Genomic DNA, 19,775 nt, shown 5'->3' on the forward strand with positions numbered 1-19,775 from the left:
TCGTTCTATAACAAATCTATACCCCACGTGCAGATAATCTGCACACCACCTCAGCCCATACGGGCCGCACGAAAGGAGAACCTCATGGCACTGACCTTCGATCCCTTCAGCCAGCTCGATCGCTTCGCCGCGAGCGTGCTGGACTCCGTTCGCGCACCCCGGTCGATGCCGGTGGACCTGTACCGCGACGGTGACCGCTACATCCTGCACGCCGACCTCCCCGGCGCCGACCCGGGCTCGATCGACGTCGACCTCGACGGCGGTCAGCTCACCATCCGCGCCCAGCGCACCGCCGACACGCGCGAGGGCGTGCGCTGGCTCGCCCGCGAACGCGGCGCCGGCTCGTTCCTGCGCCAGTTCTCGCTCGGCGACGGCGTCGACCTCGACAGCATCAGCGCCTCCTACGAGAGCGGGGTGCTGTCGGTCGTGATCCCGGTGAGCGAGCGCGCCAAGCCGCGCAAGATCGTCGTGGAGTCCGGCGAGCAGCGCCAGGCCATCGACGCCTGACCCGCGGGGGCGGCGCACCCGCGCCGCCCCCGTCCTTCCCTTTCCTCCTCCCCGCAGAAAGGACGACCCATGGCCCTCTCCCCCACCCTCGATCGCTTCCTCGCCGGCATGGAGTACCCGGCGACGCGCGACGACCTGCTGCGCGAGGCCACCCGCGACGGACTCGACGCCGACGACCGTGCCGTGCTGCGCACCCTCCCCGAGCAGAGCTACAGCGCCGCCTGGCACATCCGCTACCGCCTGGCCCGCGCCGCGCTCCGCGAGTCGCTGACCCCCGCCGCCCGGGCCGCCTGAGCCCGCACCCGCGCGGTCGCGTCACGGACGCACCGGTGCGAGGCCGGGAATGCGCGCGCGACGTCTCGGGTTGCATCCGGGGATGAACGACGTCGCCCTCTCCGTCCTCGACCTCGTGCCGGTTCGCTCCGGCCAGACCAGCGCCGAGGCCATCGCCGCCTCCCTCTCGCTCGCCGAGACCGCCGACCGTCTCGGCTACCGCCGCTACTGGTTCGCGGAGCACCACAACATGCCCGCGGTGGCCTCGACCACGCCCCCGGTGCTGATCGCCGCGGCGGCCGCGCGCACCCGGCGGCTGCGCCTGGGCTCGGGTGGCGTGATGCTGCCGAACCACGCACCCCTCATCGTCGCCGAGCAGTTCGCGGCGCTCGAGGCCATCGCGCCAGGACGCATCGACCTCGGTCTCGGCCGCGCGCCCGGCAGCGACCCCGTCATCACGCAGCTGCTGCGCGGCAGCGGCACCACCAGCGACGTCGAGCAGTTCCCGCGTCACGTGCAGGACATCGCGGCGCTCTTCTCCGCCGACGGTGCCACGGTGCGCTTCACGTCGGGCGGCGAGTACACCGTGCGGGCCACCCCCGCCGCGACCGGCGTGCCCGAGGTGTGGCTGCTCGGGTCGAGCGACTACTCCGCGCAGCTCGCCGCCTCGCACGGACTGCCCTACGTGTTCGCCAACCACTTCTCCGGCCAGGGGCTGGAGCGGGCGCTCGACCTGTACCGCACGAACTACCGCCCCAGCGAGGAGCACCCGGAGCCGCGCACGTTCCTCACCGTCAACGCGGTCGCCGCCCCCACCGCGGACGAGGCCGAGCAGCGCGCCCTCCCCCAGCTGCGGATGATGGCCCGGCTGCGGCTCAACCAACCCCTGGTGGCGCTGGAGACCGTGGAACAGGCACTCGCCGCGGCCTCCGACGCCGCGACCGACCAGGTCGTGCAGGCCGCCCGGTCGCGGTGGTACGTCGGCACGGGCGAGTCCGTCGCCGCAGAGGTGCGGGCCTTCGCCACGCAGCACGGCGTGGACGAGGTCATGCTCTCGCCCGTCGCCGGAGCGTTCGAGGCCGAGCCCGCCGACACCTCGCCCGGACGCACGCAGACGCTCGAGCTCATCGCGACCGCCTGAACCCGGCGCGAGGGGCTGGCCCCGGCCGACTCCGAGGCGTAGCCTCAGCGGCAGAGAGAGGGGTTCGACGATGAGCACCAGGACACTCGCACTGTGGGTCGCCTACGGCCCGAACGGCGTGGTCGGCAGCATCCGCCATGACGACGAGGGGTACGCGGTCACGATGGCCGGGGCGGACGCCGTGGCCGGGACCTACCCGAGCCTCGCGTCGGCGAAGGGGGCACTGCATGCGCGCATGGCTCCCGGCAGCGCGTGGCCGCTGTTCCAGGAGCACTGACCACCGCGACCGTCGCTCGAGACGCGCCGGGGCCCTCGGTCCCGACGCGTGCTCGACCCGCGAAGCCCGGGGACGGGTGTCAGGACTCGGGCTCGCCGGAGAGGATGCCGCGCAGCCAGTCGCGTGCCTCGATGAACACGTCGTCGGAGTAGCGGTCGGGGTACTGCACGATCTGCCGGTCGGCACGCGGGTACGACCCGAGGAACACCACGCGCGGGCTGAAGCGGCGGATGCCGAGCAGGGCGTCGGCCATGCGCTCGTGCTCGATGTGACCGTCGGCGTCGATCACGAAGCGGTAGCGGCCGAGCTCGTCGCCGATCGGGCGGGACTCGATGAGCGAGAGGTTGATGCCGCGGGTGGAGAACTGCTCCAGCATCTCCAGCAGCGAGCCGGGGTGGTCGTGGGGCAGCTCCACGATGAGGGAGGTCTTGTCGGCCCCGGTCGGCTCCGGGGAGCGCGTCGTGCGGGTGACCAGCACGAAGCGCGTGACGGCGGCCGCGTTGTCGCCGATGCCCTCCGCGAGCACGTCCACGTCGTAGTGCTGCACGATGCCGGGGGCCGCGATCGCCGCCTGGGCGGGCAGCGAACCGTCGAGCACGCCGATCGCCGAGGCCACGTTGCTCGCCGCCGGCACGTGCGAGTGCCGCGGCAGGTGCTCGCCGAGCCAGCCGTGGCACTGCGCGTACGCCACGGGGTGCGCCGCGATCACCTCCACCTGGTCGAGCGTGGTGCCGCGCGGGGCGACCAGGACGAAGTTGACCCGCACCAGGTACTCGCCGATGATGCGCAGCCCGGGGAGCGTCGCCAACGCGTCCTGCGTGGTGGAGACGCCGCCCTCGATCGAGTTCTCGATCGCGATCATCGCGGCGTCGCTGCGGCCCTCCAGCACGTCGTCGAGCGCCTCGCCGACGTTGTGCACGGGACGCCACACCTGCCCCCTGGCCTCCGCCACCTGGTCGAGTGCCGCCTCAGTGAAGGTTCCGGCTGGTCCGAGATAGCTGTAGGTGCGGCGATCGGTCACGGCGTTCAGCCTAGCCCTCGCTCGCGCACCGGCCTCCCGGATGTCAAGCGGATGCGCGCATCCGGATCACGGGGCAGACTGAGAGGATGAGCAGTCGTGCCGGCCTCCCCGCGGAGGAAAGTGACCTGATCGACGTCGACGAGCTGATCGCCGCCTACTACGACCGCGTGCCCGACCCGACGGTCCCGGCCGAACGGGTCGTGTTCGGCACCAGCGGCCACCGCGGCTCCTCGCTGACGAAGAGCTTCAACGAGAACCACATCCTCGCCACGACGCAGGCGATCGTCGACTACCGCGCCGCGCAGGGCATCACCGGGCCGCTGTTCCTCGGCCGCGACACGCACGCCCTGTCGCTGCCCGCCGAGCGCAGCGCGATCGAGGTGCTGCTCGCGAACGGCGTGGACGTGCGCGTCGACGCCCGCGACTCCTGGGTGCCGACGCCCGCCCTGAGCCACGCGATCCTCACGTACAACAGGGGTCGCGCGACCGACGACCCCGGCCGGGCCGACGGCATCGTGGTCACCCCGTCGCACAACCCGCCCCGCGACGGCGGCTTCAAGTACAACCCGCCGCACGGTGGTCCCGCCGACACCGACGCCACGGGCTGGATCGCCGACCGCGCGAACCAGCTCATCGCCGACGGCCTCACCGAGGTGAAGCGCGAGCGGTTCGCCGACGTCGACTGGGACGCGATCACCGGGTACGACTTCCGCGACGCGTACGTGCGCGACCTGCCGTCGATCATCGACCTCGACGCGATCCGCAGCGCGGGCGTGCGCATCGGGGCCGACCCCCTCGGCGGGGCGTCGGTGGAGTACTGGGCGCTGATCGCCGAGATGCACGACCTCGACCTCGACGTGGTGAACCCCGAGGTCGACCCGACCTGGCGTTTCATGACCCTCGACTGGGACGAGAAGATCCGGATGGATCCGTCGTCTCCGTCGGCGATGGCGTCCCTGGTCGCCCGCAAGGGCGACTACGACGTGCTCACCGGGAACGACGCCGATGCCGACCGGCACGGCATCGTGACCCCGGATGCGGGGCTCATGAACCCCAACCACTACCTCGCCGTCGCGATCGACTACCTCTTCTCCCACCGCGAGCAGTGGCCGCGCGACGCCGCAGTCGGCAAGACCCTCGTGTCGTCAATGATCATCGACCGGGTGGCGGAGTCGCTGGGCCGCCGCCTGCTGGAGGTGCCGGTCGGGTTCAAGTGGTTCGTGCCCGGGCTGCTCGACGGCACGGTCGCGTTCGGCGGCGAGGAGTCGGCCGGTGCGTCGTTCCTGCGCCGCGACGGCTCCGTGTGGTCGACCGACAAGGACGGCATCCTGCTGTGCCTGCTCGCGGCGGAGATCATCGCGGTCACGGGCAAGACCCCGTCGGAGCGCTACGCCGAGCTGGAGCAGGCGTTCGGCGCCTCGGCGTATCAGCGCGTCGACGCCCCCGCGACGCCGGAGCAGAAGGCCACGCTGGGCAAGCTGGCGCCGGAGTCGGTCACCGCGACCACGCTGGCCGGCGAGGACATCACGGCGAAGCTGTCGCACGCCCCCGGCAACGGTGCGGCGATCGGCGGGCTCAAGGTGCAGACCGAGCACGCGTGGTTCGCCGCCCGCCCGTCGGGCACGGAAGACGTCTACAAGCTCTACGCCGAGAGCCTGCGCGGCCCGGAGCACCTCGCCGAGGTGCAGGAGGAGGCCCGCGCCGTGGTGTCCGCCGCCCTCGGCGACTGACACCCGGGCGACCCCGGCGGGATCGGAACGACCCCGGAGCGGGTGGGGACGTTCGCGATCCCGCACAGGGGTGGGACCGGAGGCCGGGGCGGTTCAGTCCGCGTCGGTGGAGGAGCCGAGCAGCTCGCGCACGCGACTCGACACCCGGTGGAACTCCGGCGTCTCCAGTACCTCGGCGTACCCGCGGCGGGCCGGGAGGTCGACCCGGTGCTCCTCCAGGATCCGGCCGGGACGCGGACTCATCACGATGACGCGGCTCGCGAGGTAGACCGCCTCGGCGACCGAGTGCGTCACGAGCAGGACGGTGGTCCCGGTGGCGCTCCAGATGCGGTTCAGCTCCACGTTCATGCGCTCGCGCGTCAGGGCGTCGAGGGCACCGAACGGCTCATCCATGAGCAGCACCCGCGGCTCGTGCAGCAGCGCGCGGCACAGCGAGACGCGCTGCTGCATCCCGCCCGAGAGCTCGTGCGGCAGCGACTTCTCGAAGCCGGTGAGACCGGTCATCTCGATGAGCTCGTCGGCACGGGCCTGGGCCTTGCGCATGTCCATCCCGCGCATCTCGGCCTGGAGGAGGATGTTGCCGCGGACGCTGCGCCATTCGAGGAGCGCCGCGCGCTGGAAGACGTACCCGATGTCCTGCCGGGGACCGCGGACCTCGTCCCCGCGGAGGCGGATGCTGCCGCGGCTGGGAGCGGTGAGTCCTGCCACGGCTTTGAGCAGCGTCGACTTGCCGCATCCGGACGGGCCGGCGATGGAGAGGAACTCGCCCTCCTCCACGCGCAGGTCGACCCCCTCGAGCGCGGTGACCTGACGGCGCTTGGAGGCGAACGTGATCGCCAGGTCGGAGACCTCCAGCGCGGGGCCGGTGGGCGTGGCCGCCGTGGCGCGCGCCTGCTGATCGTGGGTGAGCATGAGATCCGACCTCACTTCCCGGGGGTGAACGCGTCGTCGTAGTAGGTCTCGACGTCACCGTCGCCGGAGATGAGGCCCGCCTTCGACAGCACCTCGAGCGTGGCCTCCCAGTCCTCGGCGGCATTCGCTCCGGGAGCCTGGCCCTCGGTGGCGTCGGTGTGCAGCAGCTCGATGGTCTCCTCCCACTGGTGCAGCAGCACCTTCTGGGCCGGCATCTGCGGGTCCTTGCCCTCCATCGCGGCGACCGCGGCCTCCGGGTCCTCCTGCGCGGCCTCGAACGCCTCCGAGGTCGCGGCGACCAGCGCCTCGACGAGTTCCGGGTCGTTCTCGATCGTGTCGTTCGGGGCGATGAGGCCGTTGCTGAAGAAGTTCAGCCCCGCGTCGGAGTAGCGCAGGTACTCGACGTCCTTGCCGCTCTTGTCGGCGATGGTCGGTCCCTGGTCGTGGGCGAACCCGATGAGCCCGTCCACCTGGCCGGAGAGCATCGCGGCGATCTTGCCCGCGGCGTCGAGGTTCTGCTGGGTCACGTCGCCCTCGTCGAGCCCGACCGCCTCGAGGTACATCGGGAACGTCGTGGTCGGAGCGTCGCCGGCGGAGACCGCGATGGTCTTGCCCTTCAGGTCCTCCGGGCCGGAGATGCCGGAGTCAGCGAAGACCTGCACGGCCGACGGCGTCGTCTGGAGGAAGACGCCGACGCTCTTGATCCCGACGCCCTTGTCGATGTTCGCGAGGACGGCGGGGGTGTCGGCCCAGCCGAAGTCGACCTGGCCCTGTCCCACGGCCTGGGCGGTCTTGGTCGAGCCCTGCCCCGCCTTGATCGTGAGGTCGATCCCGTGCTCCTCGAAGATGCCCTGGTCGACCCCGTAGTAGAACGCGGCGTGCTCGCCGTAGGGGTACCAGTTGAGCATGAGCGTGACCGGGGTGAGCGCGTCGGCGTCGTCGCCGCCCTCGCCCGCCGGGGCCGAGGAGCCGCCGCACCCGGAGAGGGCGAGCACCGCCGCGGACGCGAGGGCGATGGAGCTGAGGATGGTGCCTGACTTCTTCATCAGTGCCTTCTTTCGTGGGTGCGAGGGGGGTCAGAGTCGGACGGTGGCCGCGGCGACGTCGCGCTTGGACGCGTGCCACGGGATGAGGAAGCGCTCGGCGACCTGGATGATGCCGAAGAGGATCACGCCGAGAAGCGACATGATGATCAGCGCCGCGAAGAGCATCGCGGTGTCGAGGTTGCCGTTGGCCTGCAGGATGACGTAGCCGAGCCCCTCGTTCGCGCCGACGAACTCGCCGACCACCGCGCCGGTCACCGCGAGCGTGGCGGCGACCTTCAGTCCGGACAGGAGCTCGGGAAGAGCGGCGGGCAGCCGCACCTTGAGGAAGGTCTTGAAGCGGCTCGCTCCCATGGTCGACGTGAGCTGGAGGATCTCGGGATCGACGGTGCGCAGACCTGCGAGGCCCGAGATGACGACGGGGAAGAACGCCATGAGCACGGCGACGAGGATCTTGGGCTCGGCGCCGAACCCGAGCCACACGACGAACAGCGGCGCGATCGCGATCTTCGGGATGACCTGGGCGAACAGGATCACCGGGTAGAGCGTCTGCTCCAGACCGCGGGAGTAGACCATGAGCACCGCCACGAGGACGCCGACGACGACCGCGATGACGAATCCGATCACGGTCTCGTAGGTCGTGACCCAGGTGTTCTGCGCCAGGTAGGCCGCGTTGTCGGTGAAGGCCGCCCAGGTGTCGGCGGGCGACGGGATGATGAACGCCGGCACCCACCCGAGGCTCGTCGAGACCCACCACAGGGCGATGACCGCGAGCACGAAGACGAGCGGGTGCCAGTGGCGGCTCCACCAGCGGACGATGCCCGCGGGCTCGGGTCGGTCGGCGGCCAGCGCCAGGGTCATGGTCGCGTTGGGGGCAGACGACATGTGGTCCTCGACATCTTCGTGAAGGATTCGGGAAAGCGCATTCCCGAGCGGTGTTGCGAGTCTATGCCGCCGGTTCCCTCGTGTCAACGCGCGCGGTTCGTCGAGGCGCGTGAACTCGGGAATCCCCGACCGGGACGCGGGTCACCGGGAGCGCGCGAGGGCGGCGCCGGCGACGCGGAGCCAGCGGGCGGGGTCCTCGAGGGCGCTCTCCCCCGAGCCGGCGAGGACCGTGAGGGAGACGGTCGCGGCGAAGATCCCGACGTCGGCGTCGGGCGTGATGCGCCCCGCCGCGAGCAGGGGGCGTGCGCCCGCCGCGGCCGCCATCCCCGCGAGGAACGACGGCACCTTCCCGTCGCCGGACTGGCCGTCGTACGACCCCTCGCCCGTGACCACCACGTCGGCGCCCCGGACGGCGTCGGCGAGGCCGATGAGCTCCGCCACCTCGGCAGCCCCCGGGGCGAGGACAGCACCCCAGCGCACGAGGGCCGCCCCGGTGCCGCCCGCCGCTCCGGCGCCCGGGTGCTCCGCGTCCACGTCCAGCAGCGACGCGAGCCGGGCGAGCGCCGCGTCGACGCGGGAGATGTCGCCCGGATCGGCCAGCCCCTTCTGCGGACCGAAGACCGCCGCGGCGCCGCGTGCGCCCGTGAGCGGATTCGTCACATCGGTGAGCACCCGCACCTCGGGGGCCGCCCGCAGGCCGTCGAGGTCGACGGCCGCGACGTCGTCCAGGCCCCGGGCTCCGGGCGCGACCGGGCGTCCCGCGCCGTCGAGGAAGCGGGCGCCCAGAGCGGTGAGCATGCCGATGCCGCCGTCGGTCGACGCGCTGGAGCCGATGCCGAGCACCAGCCGCGAGACGCCGTGGTCGAGCGCGGCGACGATGGCCTGCCCGAAGCCCGTGGTGTCCGCGTCCCACGGACGCGGTGCGGCGAGCAGCTCGATGCCCGACGTGGAGGCGATGTCGACCACTCCGGTGCCGTGCGGTGCACCGTCGTCGGGCGGCAGGAGGAGCCAGGACGTGTCGTGCGCGTCGCCGGCGGGACCGGTGACGCGCACGGGCATGCGCCGCGCCCCGGGGACGGCCGCCGCGAACGCCGCCACCGTGCCCTCCCCGCCATCGGCCATCGGGCGATGCACGAACTCAGCGCCGGGCTCGACCTCCGCCCACCCCTCGGCGAGTGCCTGCGCCGCCGCAGCCGCGGTGATGCTGCCCTTGAAGCTGTCGGGCGCGAGGACGACCCGGGTCACGCCGCTCCCGGGGTGCTGTCGCGCACGACCACCTCGAGCGCGAGCGGCGGCTGGGTCCAGTCGTCGTCGACGATCGCCCGGAAGGCCTCGTACCCGGCGTCGCTGAGCGGCACCCGGACCGTGGTGAGCGCGGGGGTCACATCCCGGCTGGACGGCACGTCGTCGAAGCCGCACACCGCGATGTCCGCGCCGACCTCGCGCTGCGCCGCACGGATCGCCGCCATCGCACCGATGGCCACCACGTCGCTGATCCCGAACACGACCGTGCCCGTCGGCACGCCCGCATCGAGGGCCGCGGTCATCGCCGCCGCGGCGGACTCGCGTCGGAAGTCGCCGCGGACGGTCTGCGCCACCGCGCCGCCGCCCTCCTCGAAGCCCGCGCGGAACCCGGCGAGGCGGTCGTCCGAGGTGCGCACGCCCTCCGCCGCCCCCACGAGAACGGCCGAGCGGTACCCGAGCTGTGCCACCCGGCGGCCGAGGGCCGTGGCACCGGCGCGGTTGTCGATCTCGACGCGGCGCGCTCCCTCGGCCTCCGCGCCGAAGGCCACGACACGTCCGCCGAGTCGGGTGAACTCCGCGAGCTCTCGGGCCGTCTCGGCCTGACCCTCCTCCTGCGTGCGCGACGCGGCGAGGATGAGGCCCTGCGGCCGCTGCCCGCGCAGAGCCCGCACGATCCGCGCCTCGCGGGCGGGATCGCGCTCCGTGATCGCCACGGTGACGACGAGACCCTGCTCGTCGGCGCCGCGCGCGACGCCCGAGGCGATGAGACCGAAGTAGGGATCGGCGATGTCGGCCACGAGGAGGGCGATCACCGGCGAGCGCCCTCGTGCGGTCGCCTGGGCCGAGACGTTGGCCGTGTAGCCGAGGGTCGCGGCGGCGGCCTCCACCCTCTCGCGGAACGCGGCAGCGACCTTGCGCTCTGACCCGTTGAGCACCCGCGAGGCCGTCGCGAGCGAAACGCCGGCCTCGAGGGCGACGTCGTGCAGGGTGGGCGCCGGACCGCGGGCGTGGCGAGGACGACGCGCGGTCGGCGGCTCCGCCGGGGCGGCTGGCGTGGTCATGCCCAGAGCCTACCGGCGGGCGCCTCGGGCCCCTCGGCCGGGGTCATGCGGGCCGGCCGAGGTAGGCGCGGAGGGCGGCGGCCTCCCCCGCGAGGTGCGCGGGGTCGTCGTCCGGGACGAACTCGAGCAGGGCGTCGCGGGGCGGTCGCTCCGCCGCAGCCGCCTCCGCGGCGACGCGCGTCCACAGCGCCTCCCGGGTGCGCAGCGGGTGCCGCTCGGTCCGCGGCCACCAGGAGAACACGTGCACGGCGCTCACGTGGGCGGCGAGCCGCCGGTACTCCTCGAGCGCCTCGGCATCGGGAGCCCCGACCGTCGGCTGCCAGTAGCTCGACAGCGCCGGATGGCCGACCTCGGCGAGCACCCGGAGGGCGGCCTCGGCCGTGTCGGCGAGGGTGCCGGAGTGGAACTCGAGGGCGAGCCCGATCCCGCGGGCGGCCGCCTCGACCGCGGCGGCGCGGAGGCGCGTGACCACCTCGGCGCGCTCGCGAGGCGTCGCCGCGGCGGCTCCGGTCGAGCCCGCCCACACGCGCACACGGTCGGCCCCGAGCGCGGCGGCGCTGTCGAGCACGGCCGTGAGAGGCTCGGCCGACCCCGCACGGAAGTACGACCCGTAGGACGCGACCGCGAGCCCGGCGTCGGCCGTGAGCCGCGCCACCTCTTCGGCACGCGCGACATCGCCGGGCGGCACGTGCACGTCACCGCCCCACTCGATCACCTCCAGTCCCGCGGCTGCCGCGAGGGCGACGATCCGGGCGGGCTCGAGCGCGCGGAACGTCACCGAGCACAATCCTGGGCGCATCCCCGTCATGGCCTCATCATCTCAATCCCCCTCGTCGACGGGACCCGGTCACGGCGGCACGACCGGCGGTCATCGCAGGTGCGGGGAGACGGCCGCGGCGAACGACTCGGCCGTGCGCCGGACCACGGCGCGCGGATCGGCGGCCCAGACGTCCGCGCGGAAGATCTCGACCTCGATGTCCCGGTCGTAGCCGGTCGCCCGCACCGCGCGGGTGAGCACGCCGAAGTCGATCACCCCCTCCCCCGGGTAGTGCCGCGACAGCAGCGGGTCGGCGGCGAGCGGCGTCTTCCAGTCGCACACCTGGTACGTGGCGATGCGGCCCTCGCGCCCGGCGCGCGCGATCTGATCGAGCACCTGGGGGTCCCACCAGATGTGGAAGGTGTCCACGGCGACCCCCACCACGGCCGGGTCGAAGTCGGCGGCGATGTCGAGCGCCTGTCCGAGCGTCGACACCACGGCGCGGTCCGACGCGTAGAGGGGATGCAGCGGCTCGATCGCCAGGGTCACGCCCGCGCCGCGGGCATCGTCGGCGAGGGCTCCGATCGCGTCACGCACGCGCTCCCTGGCGCCGACGAGGTCGCGCGACCCCTCGGGCAGCCCTCCCGCGACGAGCACCAGGACCGCCGTCGACCCCTCGGCCCCCGCCGCCGCGAGCGTCGCGGTCTCCTCGATCGCCCGCCGGTTGTCGGCGAGCGCGGCCTCGCGCGCGGGGCCGGCCGGGAGCGTGAAGAAGCCGCCCCGGCAGTGCGTGCTGAAACGCAGCCCGGAGTCGGCGAGCATGCGCGCCGCCCCCGCGAGGCCCACGTCCTGCACGGGCTCCCGCCAGAGGCCGATCGCCGGGAGCCCGGCCTCGGCCGTGACCTGCAGCGCCGTGGCGAGGTCGGCGTGCTTGATCGTTGCCTGGTTGAGGGAGAGACGCGGGTCGGGGAACGGGGCGGTCATGCGTCGACGCCGTTCAGCCGGAGGAGGCCGTGCCACCGCTCACGGGCGAGCTCCGGCCGCTCCAGGGCGAGCGCCGCGTTCGCGAGCTCCACGACGCGACTGAGGTGCGGGAGGCTCCGGGCGGAGTGGAGTCCGCCCACCATCTGGAACGCCGGCTGATGGCCGTTGAGCCACGACAGGAAGGCCACGCCCGTCTTGTAGTAGTAGGTCGGCGCGGCGAACACCTGCCGGCTGAGCTCCTCGGTGGGCCCGAGCAGTGCGAGGTAGCGGTCGGGGTCGTCCGCATCCAGCGCCTGGATCGCCGCCGACGCCACGGGGGCGATCGCGGCGAAGGCCCCGAGCAGCGCATCCGAGTGCCCGTGCGAGGCCGGCGTCGCACCACCGGAGTCCAGGCTGTCGCCGCCGATGAGGCCGACGTAGTGGAAGTCGTCGCCCGTGAACATCCGCACGCCCGCGGGGAGCCGGTCGCGCACCCAGACCTCGGAGTCGGCGTCGAGCAGGCTCATCTTCACCCCGGCGATCGCGTCGCGGTGCTCGGCGATGATGTCGAGCAGCACCCGTGCCGCCTCTTCCCATCCGGCCGAGCCATCCGCGGCCGCCGTCGGCGCGAAGTACCCGGCCAGCTCGGGGTCGAACGCGGTGCCGAGCCAGTGCAGCACCACGGGCGCGGACGCGCGGGACAGCACCTCCCGGTACACGCGGCGGTAGTCGTCGGCGCTCTCGGCCGCCCTGGCGAGGTGTCGCGACGCCATGAGCACCGGCCCCGCTCCCTGCTCCTCGGCGAAGTGCAGCTGCTCGACGTACGCGTCGACGATGCGATCGAGCGGGATGTGCGCGTCGTCGACCTGATCGGTGTTGACCCCGACCACGACCGACCCGCCCTCCTCGCGGGCGACCTCGGCGCTGCGGGCGATGAGCTCGCGCGTCGCGACCGCGTCGAGCCCCATGTTGCGCTGCGCGGTGTCCATCGCATCCGCGACGCCGAGCCCCCACGAGTACACGTTGCGGCGGAACGCGAGCGTCGCGTCCCAGTCGATGTCGGCGGGGCGTCCGGGGGTGTTGTCGGCGTGCGGCTTCGGCACCACGTGGGCCGCCGCGTACGCCACCCGGCTGCGCAGTGGTCCGTCCGGCCGGGTCACGGCGTCGGGCGCACGCAGCTCGACGCCGGAGGTGCGCCCGTCGGCGGCGAGCAGACGGAGGGCGCTCATGCCCGGTCCAGCGTCAGCGGTTCGAGCACGATCTTGCGGCCCTCGGCGCTGGACGCCAGGCCGGCTTCCGCGAACTGCACGCCGCGGGCCCCCGCCAGCAGGTCGAACGGGTAGTCGGTGCCTTCGACGTAGGACAGCAGGTACTCCTCCCACTGCTGCCGGAAGCCGTTCTGGAAGACCTGGTTGGCGGGCACCTGCTGCCAGTCGGCGTCGTAGTCGTGGTCGTCCTCCAGGTCGGGGTTCCACACCGGCTTGGGGGTGGCGTTGCGGGGCTGGATCTTCGCGCCGAAGAGTCCGACCACCGCGGAGCCGTGCGTGCCGTCGACCTGGAACTCCACGAGCTCGTCGCGGTTGACGCGGACCGTCCACGAGGAGTTGATCTCGGCGACGACGCCGCCCGCCAGCTCGAAGATGCCGTACGCCGCATCCTCGGCCGTCGCGGTGTAGTGCTCGCCCTTCTCGTCCCAGCGGTCGGCGATGTGCACGGCCGCCTGGGCGTAGACGCTCGTGACCTCGCCGAAGAGGTTCTCGAGCACGTAGTTCCAGTGCGGGAACATGTCGGTGATGATGCCGCCGCCGTCTTCCGTGCGGTAGTTCCAGCTCGGTCGCTGCGCGGGCTGCCAGTCGCCCTCGAACACCCAGTAGCCGAACTCGCCGCGCACCGACAGGATGCGCCCGAAGAATCCGGAGTCGATGAGGCGCTTGAGCTTCTGCAGGCCGGGGAGGTAGAGCTTGTCGTGCACGACGCCGGTCTTCACGCCGGCGTCGCGGGCGAGCCGGGCCAGCTCCAGCGCCTCCTCCAGCGACTCGGCCGTGGGCTTCTCGGTGTAGATCGCCTTGCCCGCGGCGATGGCTTTGCGGATCGCGGAGGCCCTGGCCTTCGTCACGAGGAAGTCGGCGTAGATCTCCCACTGCGGGTCGGCGAGCGCGGCGTCGAGGTCGGTCGTCCAGTCGGCGATGCCGTGGGCCGCGGCGAGTTCCGCCAGCTTGGCCTCGCTGCGGCCCACGAGGATCGGCTTCACGGTGACCCGCGTGCCGTCCGCGAGCTCGATGCCGCCCTGGTCGCGGATCGCGAGGATCGAGCGCACCAGGTGCTGCCGGTACCCCATGCGCCCGGAGACGCCGTTCATGATGATCCCGATCTCGCGGGTCGTGGCCTGTGCCATCTCGGTCCGTTCCTTTCGGTGGAGGGGGATGCGCGGCCCGGATTCGAGGATGCGGGTAAGCGCTTTCCGAGATCATGGCACGAGAACGTCCACCCCGCAACCGCGGCGGACCTCGGGCGCGCACGGCCGGCCGCCTCACCGCGCCGCCCGCCGGGTCACGCTTCCGGCGGCGACCCCGTGCTGGCGCGCACGTGCAGAGCCGGGGCCAGCGCCACCCGCTCCGAAGGGCGATCGATGCCGTCGCGCAGGCGGTCGCGGAGCAGCTCCACGGCGCGGCGGCCCACCTGCGGCTTCGGCGGGCGCAGCGCGGTGAGGGGCGGGGCCCCGTTCATCGCGATCTCATCGTCGTAGGCGAGGAGCGACACGTCGCCCGGCACCCGCCACCCCGCATCGACCAGGTGCTGCTGCAGCAGGAGCGCCTGCGGGTCGGAGTGCACCAGCAGCGCGGTCGTCGCCGTCGCCCGGATCTCGTCGAGGAGCGCGGCGACGAAGGGCCCCACCGCCGACCGGCCCATGCGGTCGAGGGCGATCTCGCGGTCGACCCCCGGCTCGAGACCGAGCTCCTCGACCGCACGGCCCCACCCGCGGCGCAGGGCGATGGAGGTCGGCGACTGGGGCGAGGTGAGGATGCCGACCCGCCGATGGCCGAGGCCTGCGAGATGACTCGCGGCGAGCGCTCCCCCGAACGCATGATCGGTGACGACGCTCTCGAGACGCGTCAGCGCGAGCACGTCGGGCGCGCGACGCTCGACGAGCACGACGGGCAGGGGCAGCGCATCCAGCCAGGCGAGGAGGGCATGACCGTCCGCGCCCGCGGTCTCGGGAGCCACGATCAGCCCGTGGACCGTCCCCGACGCGACCAGGGCGGAGATCTGTCGGCGCTGGTCGGCGGCCGCATAGCTCGCCCCCCGGAGCACGATCTGCGTGTCGGTCTCGATCCCCGCCACGCGGGCGCCCTCGACCACCTGCGGCCAGTAGTAGCTCAGCGACGGCACCACCATGCCGAACCGTCGCGGAGCGGACAGCGGCCGAGCCGCGGCCGGGTCGAGGGTGCTGCGGAGCGTGGCGCCGCCGTGCACGCGCGTGAGGAGCCCCCGCTCCGCGAGGTCGGCGATGTCGCGGCGGATCGTCAGCTCGGCCACGCCCAGGTCGCGGGCGAGCGCGGACACCCGCACGGCCCCCGCGCGCCGCAGCTCGTCGAGGATCCGCTCGCGGCGGGAGATGCCGAAGCGCGGCGCCTCCTCCCCGCCGCTCACGTCGCGGCCTCCCCGTGTGTCGTGGATGCACGGCACCGCTCGGCCGAGCGGGCGCGGTGTGGGATCGGCATCGGGACTCCTTGTTCGAGTGTGTTCGATCATGACAGACCGTGTTCGTCTCCGTTGCGCGCACCGCCCCGCCGTCCTTCACTGGAGCGGCGCCGACGTCCGTCGCGCAGACCCCGAGGAGACCATGTCCGCCCGCCCCACCGTCCTCGTCGCGATGTCCCCCGATGCCTGGGACCTCCTGTTCGACGGCCCCCGTCGCAACCGGCTCGCGGCTCTCGCCCTGATCGACGACCCCGTTCCCGTCACCGCCGTCGACGCCGCCGCCCCGCAGGAGCGCCTGGCCCGGGTGGAGGCGCTCGTCACGGGATGGGGCGCGCCCGCGCTCGACGAGGCGGCTCTGGCCCGGCTCCCCCGGCTGCGCGCGGTGTTCCATGCCGCCGGGAGCGTCCGCGGCCTCGTGTCCGAGGCACTGTGGCACCGGGGCATCCTCGTCACCTCCGCCGCCGACGCCAACGCGGCCCCCGTCGCCGAGTACACCCTCGCGATGATCCTCCTCGCCGGCAAGCGAGCCCTCGTGCCCCTGCGGACGGCCGACCCGCAGCACGACCTCCGCACCGGCGCCCGCGTCGGCGGTCGCATCGGCAACCTCGACCGGACGGTCGGCATCGTCGGGTTCTCGCGCATCGGCCGGCGCGTGGTGGAGCTGCTCCGGCCGTTCCCCGGCATCGAGGTGCTCGTCGCGGATCCCTTCGCCGATGCGGCCGAGGTCAGGGCCGCGGGCGCCGAGCTCGTGCCGCTGGCGACACTGCTCCCCCGCGTGGACGTGCTGTCGCTGCACGCTCCGGCGCTCCCGGCGACCCGCGGCATGATCGGACGCGCACAGCTCGCCGCCCTCCGCGATGGCACGACCATCATCAACACGGCCCGCGGAGCGCTCCTCGACCACGACGCCCTCGCCGACGAGTGCACGGACGGACGACTCGACGCCGTGCTCGACGTGACGGAACCCGAGCCCCTGCCCGTGGACTCGCGGCTGCTGCAGCTGCCGAACGTCGCGGTCACCCCGCACCTCGCCGGCTCGCTCGGCAGCGAGACGCGGCGGCTCGCCGATGCGGCCCTCGACGAGCTGGAGGCCTGGATCGCCGGGGCTCCCCCGCTCCACCCCGTGCGCCCGGCCGACCTGGAGCACGGCGCGTGAGCACGCTCGCCCTCCCTCCGGAGGACCGCGACCTGTCGCCGTACACCGGCTGGGGTCGCGCGCACCTCCAGGCGGTCGCCGACGCCATCCTCGACGGGGCCGCCCGGCACGCGAGCCCCACGGGCGCCGGTGTGCGCTATCCGGGCCGCCCTGGCGGATTCGGCCCCGCGATCGACGCCCTGGAGGGCTTCAGCCGCACCTTCCTGCTCGCCGCGTTCCGCATCGCCGGAGACCCCGACGGCACCGGCGACCTGGCCGCGCGGTATGCGCGCGGACTCGCCGCCGGAGTGGACCGGGGGAACCCGGAGCGCTGGCCCCGGCCCGACGAGGTCGATCAGGCGAAGGTGGAGGCCGCAGCCCTCGCCGTCGGGCTCCACCTCACGCGGGACACCGTCTGGGCTCGACTCGACGACACGGCACGCACCCGCACGATCGACTACCTCGCCGGGTTCATCGGAGGCTCGTACCCGCCGAACAACTGGGCCTGGTTCCGCATCCTCGTCGAGCAGTTCCTGGAGAGCGTGGGCGGCCCGTTCTCGACCGAGGACCGCGGGGCCGACTTCGCCCTGCTCGACGGGTTCGAGCGGGCCCACGGCTGGACCTCCGACGGCGCCCCGCGCTCGTTCGACCACTACGCGGGCTGGGCGCTGTCCTTCTATCCCGCGATCTGGGCCGACATGGTCGCCGACGATCCGCGGCACACCGCCCGGATCGCCCGCTCCCGCGCCCGCCTCGACGACTACCTCGACGACGCCCTGCACCTCGTCGGCGCCGACGGCGGACCTCTGATCCAGGGCCGCAGCCTCACGTACCGGTTCGCGTCGGCGGCGGCGCCGGGCGCTGCGGCCTTCACGGGGGGATCGCGGCACGGCCCCGGCCTGCTGCGCCGCGCCATCAGCGCCCAGGTGCGGCACTTCGTCGACCGCGGGATCCCGGACGCGTCCGGCGTGCTCCCGCTGGGCTGGCACGGCGCGTGGCGGGCGCTCGCGCAGGACTACTCGGGCCCGGGGTCGCCGTCCTGGGCGGCGAAGGGGCTGTTCGCGCTCGCGCTGCCCGCCGCCCATCCGGTATGGACGGCCGTGGAAGAACCGTTGCCCATCGATGCGGGATCGTTCGCGCGGGTGCTCGCCGCGCCCGGGTGGCTCGCGAGCGGCACCCAGGAGGACGGTGTCGTGCGCATCGTCAACCACGGCACCGACCACGGCGTTCCGGGAGAGCGCCATCCGGACGCGCCGCTCTACGCCAAGCTCGGCTACTCGACGGCGACCGCGCCCGTGCTCCGCACGCCCGGACTGACAGAGCCGCTCGACGGCACCGCCGCCCTGGTGCGGGACGGTCGCCCGAGTCACCGCTCCGGCTTCTCGACCGGGACGCTCGGCGAGCACGAGGGCACGCTGCTCGGCGGGTCGTCGGGGCGGGTGCACTGGCACCGGGAGTTCGTGTCGGCGTTCGACGTGGGCGGCGGTGCGGCGGCGCGCGTCACCGAGACGGGGCCGGTGCTCGACGTCGTGTCGGTCGTGCGCGGCGCCTGGGAGGTGCGGCTGGTGCGTGTCCGCGACGCGGAGGGGGAGGCGGCCGCGACGCGGGTGCGGGAGGGCGACCAGCTGCGCGTCGGGGGATGGGCGCTGTCGGGAGAGGATCTCGTCGAGGACGGCCCGGGGAGCGTGTCCGCCGGAGCCGAGGCGGGGAACGCGTCGCACGGCAGCGGGCGGCCCGGCGGTCGCGCGCCCGCGCGGCACAGCCGCCTCGTGGGTCTGCACGGCACGGACGGGGCGGCCTCGGGCGTGCGGGTCGAGTCCGACGTGACGCCCCTGGCCCCGCGGACGGCGACACCGTGGCTCACTGTTCCGGCGCGCCCGGGGGCCTGGGTGGCGGTGGGGGTGCTGCTCGGCGTGGCCTCGGCGTCGCCGCAGCTCACCCCGCAGGAGGGCGGGTGGCTGGTCGTGTGGGCGGACGGGTCGACGACGGCGTTCGCCGCGGAGGTGCTGCTGCCGCCCGGCTGACCTCAGCGGTGCGCGGTGCTGTCGCGCACGAGCAGCCGGGTGGGCACGATCGCACGGCCGCCGTCCGCCGCCGGGTCCGCTCCCTCGATCGCCGCGACGAGGGCCCCCACCGCCCGCTGTGCGAGAGCGGAGAAGTCCTGGCGGATGGTGGTGAGGGGCGGCAGGTAGTCCGCGGCATCCGGCACGTCGTCGAACCCCAGCACGCTCACGTCCGCGGGCACACGGCGTCCGGACTCCGCCAGGGCCCGCAGCAGACCGAGGGCCATCTGGTCGTTCGCGCAGAACACGGCCGTCGCGGGAGCCAGCGCGGCGCCTGCCGCGAATCCCGATCGCGAGGTCCAGTCGCCGCGGACCACCGCGGGCGCCGCGATGCCGCCCGCGGCGAGCGCCTCCCGCCATCCCCGCTCGCGCTCGGCGGCGGCGAAGGAGTCGGCGGGCCCGGCGAGATGGTGCACGGTGGCGTGTCCGAGGCTCAGCAGGTGCGCCGTGGCCGCGGCCGCCCCTCCCGCGTGATCGCTGTGCACGACGATCGCCCCGGTCTCGGCGGGCGCGTCGACCACCACGAGCCGCAGACCCGGAGGCCGCGGGGCGGACGGCACGAGCGCGGAGGCCTCGTTCAGCACGACCGCGCCGTCGACGCCCTGGTCCGCGAGCTGGGCGAACGCCGCCTCGACGCCCTCGGACGCGGTGACCACGGTGAGGGCGTAGCCGCGTTCGGCCGCCGCCTCGGCCGTCGCCTGCAGCATGCGGGAGTTGCCGATCGTCGCGAGGGTGGTGACGACGAGGCCGATCGTGTGCGAGCGGCCCGTGCGCAGGGCTCGCGCGGCGCGGTGCGGCCGGTAGCCGAGCTCCGCCATCGCCGCCTCGACGCGGGCACGCGTGGCCGGATCGACCCGCGGGCTGCCGTTGACGACGCGCGACACCGTCTGGCCCGAGACTCCGGCGCGCGCGGCGACCTGGGCCATGGAGACGCGGGCGTCCGGCGCGGCGGATGCGGAGGCGGGGGTGTCTCGTGCCACGCGTCCTCCGTTCACAACTCCGTCATGTTGACGTTATCACGCGCGGAGACCTACCATGTTGACGTGAACACGCCCGATTC

The 19,775-nt window shown here is 73.7% G+C and carries 19 protein-coding genes; 7 read left to right on the forward strand and 12 right to left on the reverse strand.

Annotated elements, in window-relative coordinates:
- Positions 1–84 precede the first annotated feature (84 nt).
- The 4 genes from KZC56_RS02335 to KZC56_RS02350 all read left to right on the forward strand — a co-directional run bounded on the left by KZC56_RS02335 (position 85) and on the right by KZC56_RS02350 (position 2,198).
- Positions 85–507, forward strand: coding sequence for an Hsp20/alpha crystallin family protein (locus tag KZC56_RS02335; RefSeq protein ID WP_136034660.1), 423 nt, complete (start codon positions 85–87; stop codon positions 505–507).
- Between the two features lie 69 nt (positions 508–576).
- The gene (locus KZC56_RS02340) at positions 577–801 is read left to right on the forward strand and encodes a DUF2795 domain-containing protein (RefSeq protein WP_136034658.1); all 225 of its coding nucleotides are present in this window, start codon (positions 577–579) and stop codon (positions 799–801) included.
- Between the two features lie 82 nt (positions 802–883).
- Positions 884–1,921: an LLM class flavin-dependent oxidoreductase gene (locus tag KZC56_RS02345; RefSeq protein WP_247637775.1), complete on the forward strand. Its 1,038-nt coding sequence runs from the start codon at positions 884–886 to the stop codon at positions 1,919–1,921.
- A 70-nt stretch (positions 1,922–1,991) separates the two neighbouring features.
- Complete coding sequence (locus KZC56_RS02350) at positions 1,992–2,198, forward strand: methyltransferase (RefSeq protein ID WP_136035692.1); 207 nt, start codon at positions 1,992–1,994, stop codon at positions 2,196–2,198.
- Positions 2,199–2,277: 79 nt separating this feature from the next.
- Here the strand turns inward: KZC56_RS02350 and pheA are convergent, their stop codons facing one another.
- Positions 2,278–3,228 carry a prephenate dehydratase gene (pheA, locus tag KZC56_RS02355; RefSeq protein ID WP_136034649.1) on the reverse strand — a complete coding sequence of 317 codons (951 nt, stop codon included), beginning with the start codon at positions 3,226–3,228 and terminating at the stop codon, positions 2,278–2,280.
- Positions 3,229–3,305: 77 nt separating this feature from the next.
- On the opposite strand from pheA, the gene pgm reads away from it, so the two are divergent.
- On the forward strand, positions 3,306–4,949 hold the full coding sequence (gene pgm / locus KZC56_RS02360; RefSeq protein WP_136034647.1) for a phosphoglucomutase (alpha-D-glucose-1,6-bisphosphate-dependent): 1,644 nt from the start codon (positions 3,306–3,308) through the stop codon (positions 4,947–4,949).
- 93 nt (positions 4,950–5,042) lie between these two features.
- Here the strand turns inward: pgm and KZC56_RS02365 are convergent, their stop codons facing one another.
- The 10 genes from KZC56_RS02365 to KZC56_RS02410 form a co-directional block, all read right to left on the reverse strand.
- Positions 5,043–5,861 (reverse strand): ABC transporter ATP-binding protein, encoded by an 819-nt coding sequence (locus tag KZC56_RS02365; protein ID WP_136045508.1) that lies wholly within the window; start codon positions 5,859–5,861, stop codon positions 5,043–5,045.
- Positions 5,862–5,872: 11 nt separating this feature from the next.
- The gene (locus tag KZC56_RS02370) at positions 5,873–6,907 is read right to left on the reverse strand and encodes an ABC transporter substrate-binding protein (RefSeq protein WP_247637776.1); all 1,035 of its coding nucleotides are present in this window, start codon (positions 6,905–6,907) and stop codon (positions 5,873–5,875) included.
- Between the two features lie 30 nt (positions 6,908–6,937).
- On the reverse strand, positions 6,938–7,789 hold the full coding sequence (locus tag KZC56_RS02375; protein ID WP_136034641.1) for an ABC transporter permease: 852 nt from the start codon (positions 7,787–7,789) through the stop codon (positions 6,938–6,940).
- Positions 7,790–7,930: 141 nt separating this feature from the next.
- A complete protein-coding gene (locus KZC56_RS02380) occupies positions 7,931–9,034 on the reverse strand; it encodes a glycerate kinase (RefSeq protein WP_247637777.1) in 1,104 nt (367 codons plus the stop codon).
- Positions 9,031–10,095 carry a LacI family DNA-binding transcriptional regulator gene (locus tag KZC56_RS02385; RefSeq protein WP_247637778.1) on the reverse strand — a complete coding sequence of 355 codons (1,065 nt, stop codon included), beginning with the start codon at positions 10,093–10,095 and terminating at the stop codon, positions 9,031–9,033. Before KZC56_RS02385 ends, KZC56_RS02380 begins: the two co-directional genes overlap by 4 nt.
- 43 nt (positions 10,096–10,138) lie before the next feature.
- Entirely contained in the window at positions 10,139–10,873 is a 735-nt protein-coding gene (locus tag KZC56_RS02390; RefSeq protein WP_247637779.1) for a sugar phosphate isomerase/epimerase family protein, read from the reverse strand.
- A 90-nt stretch (positions 10,874–10,963) separates the two neighbouring features.
- Positions 10,964–11,836, reverse strand: coding sequence for a sugar phosphate isomerase/epimerase family protein (locus KZC56_RS02395; protein ID WP_247637780.1), 873 nt, complete (start codon positions 11,834–11,836; stop codon positions 10,964–10,966).
- Positions 11,833–13,044 carry a DUF993 family protein gene (locus tag KZC56_RS02400; protein ID WP_247637781.1) on the reverse strand — a complete coding sequence of 404 codons (1,212 nt, stop codon included), beginning with the start codon at positions 13,042–13,044 and terminating at the stop codon, positions 11,833–11,835. The genes KZC56_RS02395 and KZC56_RS02400 overlap by 4 nt, the downstream gene beginning before the upstream one ends.
- Positions 13,041–14,210, reverse strand: coding sequence for a Gfo/Idh/MocA family protein (locus KZC56_RS02405; RefSeq protein WP_247637782.1), 1,170 nt, complete (start codon positions 14,208–14,210; stop codon positions 13,041–13,043). The genes KZC56_RS02400 and KZC56_RS02405 overlap by 4 nt, the downstream gene beginning before the upstream one ends.
- 155 nt (positions 14,211–14,365) lie before the next feature.
- Positions 14,366–15,466 carry a substrate-binding domain-containing protein gene (locus KZC56_RS02410; RefSeq protein ID WP_247637783.1) on the reverse strand — a complete coding sequence of 367 codons (1,101 nt, stop codon included), beginning with the start codon at positions 15,464–15,466 and terminating at the stop codon, positions 14,366–14,368.
- 193 nt (positions 15,467–15,659) lie between these two features.
- On the opposite strand from KZC56_RS02410, the gene KZC56_RS02415 reads away from it, so the two are divergent.
- The gene (locus KZC56_RS02415; RefSeq protein WP_247637784.1) at positions 15,660–16,673 is read left to right on the forward strand and encodes a hydroxyacid dehydrogenase; all 1,014 of its coding nucleotides are present in this window, start codon (positions 15,660–15,662) and stop codon (positions 16,671–16,673) included.
- The gene (locus KZC56_RS02420; RefSeq protein ID WP_247637785.1) at positions 16,670–18,676 is read left to right on the forward strand and encodes a DUF2264 domain-containing protein; all 2,007 of its coding nucleotides are present in this window, start codon (positions 16,670–16,672) and stop codon (positions 18,674–18,676) included. Before KZC56_RS02415 ends, KZC56_RS02420 begins: the two co-directional genes overlap by 4 nt.
- A 2-nt stretch (positions 18,677–18,678) precedes the next feature.
- Here KZC56_RS02420 and KZC56_RS02425 read toward each other — a convergent pair whose 3' ends face one another.
- Complete coding sequence (locus tag KZC56_RS02425; RefSeq protein ID WP_247638850.1) at positions 18,679–19,641, reverse strand: LacI family DNA-binding transcriptional regulator; 963 nt, start codon at positions 19,639–19,641, stop codon at positions 18,679–18,681.
- Positions 19,642–19,775: the final 134 nt, after the last annotated feature.

The organism is Microbacterium sufflavum (genome assembly GCF_023091155.1).
GTDB lineage: Bacteria > Actinomycetota > Actinomycetes > Actinomycetales > Microbacteriaceae > Microbacterium > Microbacterium sufflavum.